General features: G+C 60.5%; 5 protein-coding genes. All 5 read right to left on the reverse strand.

Annotated elements, in window-relative coordinates; genetic code table 11:
* Positions 1–1,461: glycogen synthase GlgA (gene glgA, locus QZL67_RS07855; protein WP_292920119.1), on the reverse strand; the 1,461-nt coding region annotated here is incomplete at its 3' end.
* 114 nt (positions 1,462–1,575) lie between these two features.
* A complete protein-coding gene (glgD, locus tag QZL67_RS07860; RefSeq protein WP_022290175.1) occupies positions 1,576–2,688 on the reverse strand; it encodes a glucose-1-phosphate adenylyltransferase subunit GlgD in 1,113 nt (370 codons plus the stop codon).
* Positions 2,685–3,920 carry a glucose-1-phosphate adenylyltransferase gene (locus tag QZL67_RS07865; RefSeq protein WP_022290176.1) on the reverse strand — a complete coding sequence of 412 codons (1,236 nt, stop codon included), beginning with the start codon at positions 3,918–3,920 and terminating at the stop codon, positions 2,685–2,687. The genes glgD and QZL67_RS07865 overlap by 4 nt, the downstream gene beginning before the upstream one ends.
* Positions 3,917–5,887 carry a 1,4-alpha-glucan branching protein GlgB gene (gene glgB, locus QZL67_RS07870; RefSeq protein ID WP_022290177.1) on the reverse strand — a complete coding sequence of 657 codons (1,971 nt, stop codon included), beginning with the start codon at positions 5,885–5,887 and terminating at the stop codon, positions 3,917–3,919. The genes QZL67_RS07865 and glgB overlap by 4 nt, the downstream gene beginning before the upstream one ends.
* A gap of 199 nt (positions 5,888–6,086) precedes the next feature.
* On the reverse strand, positions 6,087–6,342 hold a 256-nt coding region (locus QZL67_RS07875), incomplete at its 5' end, for a hypothetical protein (protein ID WP_292920121.1).

The raw sequence follows: 6,342 nt of genomic DNA on the forward strand, positions 1-6,342 counted from the left end.
GGGCTCCGCAGACACGGGAGGCCAGGGCTGCCCGGTGATGTTGGAGTAGATATGCAGATACTCCCCGGCGCTGCGCTTCCAGCTGAAGTCGCTCTCCATGGCGCGGCCGCGCAGGCGGGCGAAGGCGTCGGGATAGTCCTTGTAAAGGTAAACCGCCTCCCGGATGACATAGAGCATGTCTCCGCTGGCGTAGTTTGCAAAGGTGAAGCCGTTGCCGGCGTCCCGCCAGGCCTCATAGGGCTGGACGGTATCCTTCAGTCCGCCGGTCTCCCGAACGATGGGCACCGTGCCGTAGCGCATGGCAATCATCTGGGAGAGGCCGCAGGGCTCGCTCTTGGAGGGCATCAGGAACAGATCGGCGCCGGCATAGATGGCCATGGACAGATCCTCATTGTAGTCCAGGCGCACCGCCATCCGGCCCGGGTACTGCTGGGCCGCCCAGCCAAAGAAGTCCTCATACTTCCGGTCGCCTTTTCCAAGAACCACCAGCTGCAGCGGGAGCTCCATCATATCATGAAGCACCTCGCAAATCAAGTCCAGCCCCTTGTGGGACACCAGGCGGCTGACGATAGCGACGATGGGGGTATAGGGCTCTTCCCGCAGGCCCATCATCCGCTGGAGGGCGGCCTTGTCAGTGCTCTTGCCGGCCATGTCGTCCTTGCTGTAATTGGCGGTGATGTGGGAATCCGTGGCCGGATCGTACCGCTTGAGGTCGATGCCGTTGAGGACGCCGGAGAGCTTGTAGCCACACTGGCGCATGACGTTTTCCAGCCGGTGGGCGAAGTAGGACATTTTCAGCTCGTTGGCATAGGTGGGAGAGACAGCATTCACCGCGTCGGCGCACAGGATGGCGCCCTTGAGCAGGTTCACGTCGCCGTCCATCAAAATGGTGCCGTCGTCCGCCCAGCCGTGGTCCAGGCCGAACAGATCGCCCAAGGTCTCCTTTCCATAGCGGCCCTGGTATTCAATATTATGGATGGTAAGGGTTGTTTTGATACTCCGGAACCGGTCCTCCCGGACGCCGTCGTCTTTGAGATAGATGGGCACCAGGGCGGTCTGCCAGTCGTTGCAGTGGATAACGTCGGGCCAGAACTTGAAGTGGCCCAGCATCCGCACCACGGCCCGGGAGAAGAAGCCGAACCGCTCTCCGTCGTCCATGTAGCCGTAGAGCTCCGGGCGGCGGAAGTATTGCTCGTTGTCCAGGAAGTACCACGTGACGCCCTCCCGCTCCAGGGAGAAGAGGCCGCAGTAGCTGTGCCGCCAAGCCAGGTCCACATAGTCGTAGCACTCAAATTTCAGCTGGTCACCGAAGCGCTCCTTCACCCGCTGATACAGCGGCAGCACCACGGCGATCTCCGCGCCCTCGGCCGCCAGCGCCGGCGGGAGGGAGCCCGCCACGTCCGCCAGCCCTCCGGTTTTGCAAAAGGGCACCGCTTCGCTGGTCGCATACAAAATTTTCATCCGTTTTGTTCTCCTTTCCATCGACGGAATCACTCCGCCGAAACCACACATGGGAATCCCCGTCCCTTCACGGCGGGAAAACGGCAAGGGGGAGTTTCCTCCCCCTTGCACGGCTTATACCACACTTCCCTTGGCCAATACGATGGGGTAGCTGGAGTGTCCCATCAGCGTCCGATCCGGCAGAACCTCCACGTTCTTATCCGCAATGATATAGGCAAGTTCCGCGTTGCGGCGGATCACTGTCTCCTTGAAGAGCACGCAGTTGCGGATCACCGCGCCCTCCTCTACGCGCACGCCGGGGAACAGGATGGAGTTTTCCACCTTGCCCTCGATGTAGCTGCCGTCTGCCACCAGGGAGTTGATGCAGGCGCCGTTGGGGCCGATGTAGGCCGAGGACTTGTCGGCGCCCTTGGCCCGGATGGGCCGCTCCGGGCAGAACAGCTCCGCCCGGATGTCGGGGTTGAGCAGCTGCATGCTGCGGTCGTAATACTCCTGGACAGAACGGATCTGGGCGGCAAAGCCGTTCCAGACATAGGCGTGGAGCCGGAGCTGGTCCTTGCGGGCCTGAAGCACGTCCCGCCGCCAGCTGAACTGATCGTGGACATAGCACTCGTCCACCAGATCCTTGAGCAGCTGGGTGGAGATGATGTAGGCCTCCAGTCCGCGATAGCCCCGGGGATTGTGGAGGTGGTAGAGCACATCCGTGACCCAGCCGCCGTGGTCCAGCTCGAAGTAGGTGCCGTTTTCGGTGGCGAAGCTGTCGTTGCCACAGACCACGGTGATGTCCGCCCCGGACTGGAGATGGGTCTCAAAGATCTCCGCCAGGGGCAGGTTCACCACCAGGTCGCCCTCCAGCAGCACTACGTAGTCCTGCCGGATGGTATCCAGGTAGCTGCGCACGCCGGCCAGGGCCTCCATCTTGCCCCGGAAGGCAGTCTCGCCCCATTTCTGCTTGTAGGCGAAGGGGGGCAGGATCTTCAATCCGCCCCGTTTGCGGGAGAGGTCCCAGTCCTTGCCGGTGCCCAAGTGGTCCAGCAGGCTCTGGTAATGGCCGTGGAGCACCACGCCCACGTCGGTCACGCCGGCATTGACCAAGTTGGACAAAGAGAAATCCACTGCCCGGTAGCGGCCGCCGAAGGGAATGGAAGATGCGGAGCGGATCTCACCCAGCTCCCGCAGATCGTTGCGCTTTTCATACGAAAAGATAATTCCGTGCATTCCTTTCATTTTCTGGATACCTCCTTGCCGTCACGGTCCAGCATGATGCCGGGCGCCACCGTCTGCCCTTCCGCCAGGACGCAGTTGGGCGCCAATACCGTCAGCCCCCAGGGCGCGGGTGCCGTGTTCTCCGGCGTACCGCCCACCCGGCAGTTGCGGCCGATGCGGCAGTTCTCGCCCAGGATGGCATACTCCACCACCGCACCGGGTTCCACCACTGCGCCGGGCAGCAGCACGGAGTAGCTTACCCGGGCGCCCTCGCCGATGTTGACCTGCGGGGAAAGGACGGAGTTTTCCACAATGCCCTCAATGTCGCTGCCGCGGTTGAATGCGCTGTGGAACACCCGGGATCTTGCCCCCAGGAAGGCCGGCGGCGCGTTGACGGACCTGGCATAAATGGGCCAGGACTCGTCCAGCAGATCCAGTCCGGACTCGGGAGAGAGCATATCCATATTGGCGTCCCACAAGGACTCCAGTGTGCCCACGTCCTTCCAGTAGCCGCTGAAGCGGTAGGGCGCCATGACCTCGCCCCTGCCCCGCCGGGTGACCTCGCCGTTGCCCAGCATGGCGGGGATCACGTTCTTGCCGAAGTCGTTTTCGGAGTTGGGATCGGCCTCGTCCTCCGTGAGGTACTTGCGCAGCGTCTGCCAGGTGAAAACGTAGATGCCCATAGAGGCCAGGTTGCTCTTGGGCTCCTTGGGCTTTTCGGCAAACTCTGTGATGAGGTCGTTTTCATCCACGCTCATGATGCCGAACCGGGGCGCCTCTTCCCATGGCACCTCCATGACGGAGATGGTGCATGCGGCGCCGGCGGCCTTGTGGCGCTCCACCATTCGGGAGTAGTCCATCTTGTAGATGTGGTCGCCGGAGAGGACCACCACGTAGTCCGGATCGTACAGGTCGATAAAGCCCATGTTCTGATAGATGGCGTTGGCGGTGCCCTTGTACCAGGTACCGCCCTTGCTGCCCATGTAGGGGGGCAGGATATGTACGCCGCCGGTGGAATTGTCCAGATCCCAGGGCACGCCGCTGCCGATGTAGCTGTTGAGCTCCAGCGGGCGGTACTGGGTCAGGACGCCCACGGTGTCAATGCCGGAATTGGTGCAGTTGGACAGGGGAAAGTCGATGATGCGATACTTGCCGCCAAATGCCACGGCGGGCTTGGCCATCTCGCCTGTGAGCACGTACAGGCGGCTTCCCTGGCCGCCTGCCAGCAGCATGGCGATACATTCTTTTTTCATGTCTTCTCCAGCTCCTTTGCCTCATTTGCCTCTTTTACACTTGCTTTGACTGTCTGAACCTCTTTTACCTGTTTTTTCTTCCGGGGCTTGGGGAGCGTCCCCTCGCCTCTGAGAAACACCGCGCCGAAGGCGGGGATCCGGATCGCCGCGGAGTATTCTTTTCCATGGGAGGGGATGGCCTCCACTGCCACCGCCTCCGTATCGCCGAAGCCGTCGCCGCCGTAGGCGGGATCGTCGGTGTTGAACACGGGCACATACCGTCTGTGAGGCGGCACACCCATCCGGTAATTCTCGTATGTATTGGGAGAGAAGTTGACGGCGCACATCAGGTCCCGTCCCTTCTTGTCCTTGCGCAGGAACACCACCACGTTGTTGTGGTTGTCATCGGGCACCAGCCACTCGAAGCCCTCCCAGCTGAAGTCGATCTCCCACAGGGCGGGTTCCTTCTTGTAGAAGGCGTTGATCTCCTTGAAGAAGCGGTGGACCTTCTGGTTGAGCTCCTGGTCCAGCAGATACCAGTCCAGCTGGCCGTCAGAGTCCCACTCGTGCCACTGGCCCAGCTCCGCGCCCATGAAGAGCAGCTTCTTGCCGGGATGGGCCAGGAGGTAGGCATAAAAGCCCCGCAGGCACCGGAGCTGATTTTCGTAGTCGCCGGGCATCTTCCCCACCACGGAGCCCTTCATGTGAACCACCTCGTCATGGGAGATGGGCAGCACATAGTTTTCCGAGAAGGCGTACATCATGGAGAAGGTGATGTCCCGGTGGTGGTCCTGCCGGAACCAGGGGTCCAGCTTGAGGTAGTGGCACATGTCGTTCATCCAGCCCATGTTCCACTTGAGGTTGAAGCCCAGGCCTCCCACCTCCGGCGGACGGGTCACCAGCGGCCACGCGGTGGACTCCTCCGCGATCATCAGCACGTTGGGATTGACGGAGAAGGCCATCTGGTTGAGCTCCCGGAGGAACTCGATGGCCTCCAGGTTCTCATGTCCGCCGTATTTATTGGGGGTCCAGGCACCGCCCTGACGGTCGTAATCCAGATACAGCATGGACGCCACTGCGTCCACCCGCAGTCCGTCGATGTGGTACTCCTCCAGCCAGAACCGGGCGGAGGAGAGAAGGAAGCTCTTGACCTCGGGCCGGCCGTAGTCAAAGACCCGGGTGCCCCAGGCGGCATGCTCCCGCTTGTTGGGATCGCTGTACTCGTAGCAGCAGGTGCCGTCAAACTCGTAGAGGCCCTGCTCGTCCTTGCAGAAGTGGGCAGGGACCCAGTCCAGCAGCACGGCGATGCCGTTTTTGTGCATGTGGTTGACAAACCACATAAAATCCTTGGGGGTGCCGAACCGGGACGTGGGGGCGAAGTAGCCGGTGCACTGATACCCCCAGGAGTCATCCAGGGGGTGCTCCGTCACCGGCAGCAGCTCGATGGCGGTGTAACCCATGTCCTTCACGTAGGCCGCCAGGTCCTTTGCCAGGTCCTTGTAGTCGATGAAATCCCCGTTGTCCCGCTTTTTCCAGGAGCTCAGATGAACTTCGTAGATATTGAGCGGAGAGTCGTACACCGGATGCTTGGCCTGCTGGTCCCGGAACTTCTCGTCGCTCCAGCGGAAACCGGTGAGATCATACAGTTTGCTGGCGGTGGCAGGCCGGGTCTCCGTATGGAACCCATAGGGGTCGGCCTTGAAGTGTACGGTGCCGTCCGCACCCTCCACCGCATACTTATAGGAGGTATATACCTTCAGGTCCGGGACAAAGCCCTCCCAGACCTCTCCGTTTTTCCGCAGCCGGGCGGCGCTGCGGTTCCAGTCATTGAAATCTCCCACCACGGAGACCGCCTTGGCGTGGGGCGCCCACACCCGAAATTCCCATCCGGTCTTGCCGCGCTTTTCCGCCGGATGGGCGCCAAACCATTTCCATCCGTCTGTCAATGTCCCCGCGTGAAAACGGGCAGACTGTTCCTTTTTAGCCATGTATCAGCAGCTCCTTTTCCCCGGTCCGCTCCCATTGGGGCACACAGCGGGGGGCTTGAAATCCCTCCGGGTTTCTTTGGTATTTTGCTCATGGATGTATGACAATTTTATTATACTTCTTGTGAAAAATACCGTCAAGAACAGTCCTGTCGAAAAAGGCTGCGGAACTTTCGTCGTTTTCCCCAGTTTGTTTTGCATTTTACCAAGATTTTTCCAGTTCTTTTGTAAAAAAACGCCAGATTTTACGTGGATTTTCTTCAAAAATAACTTCCAGACATATCCAGCCCGCCGTCGGCATAGCGAGGAAAAATTTGCGGATAATACCATCTGTCGGCACGTCATTCCCCCAGACCGCAAAATCTGGGCAGCCATGTAACCGGACGCCGGGCGTCCGATCCTGAAAGTTGGAGGTAATTCGTTTGAAAGCAACTGGAATCGTGCGGCGGATCGACGAT

It is taken from the genome of Oscillibacter sp. CAG:155 (assembly GCA_000436875.1).
GTDB lineage: Bacteria > Bacillota > Clostridia > Oscillospirales > Oscillospiraceae > Oscillibacter.

Coding starts and splice junctions, on each gene's coding strand:
- glgD (WP_022290175.1), bottom strand. CDS start 2,688: ATGAAAGGAATGCACGGAATTATCTTTTCGTATGAAAAGCGCAACGAT.
- QZL67_RS07865 (WP_022290176.1), bottom strand. CDS start 3,920: ATGAAAAAAGAATGTATCGCCATGCTGCTGGCAGGCGGCCAGGGAAGC.
- glgB (WP_022290177.1), bottom strand. CDS start 5,887: ATGGCTAAAAAGGAACAGTCTGCCCGTTTTCACGCGGGGACATTGACA.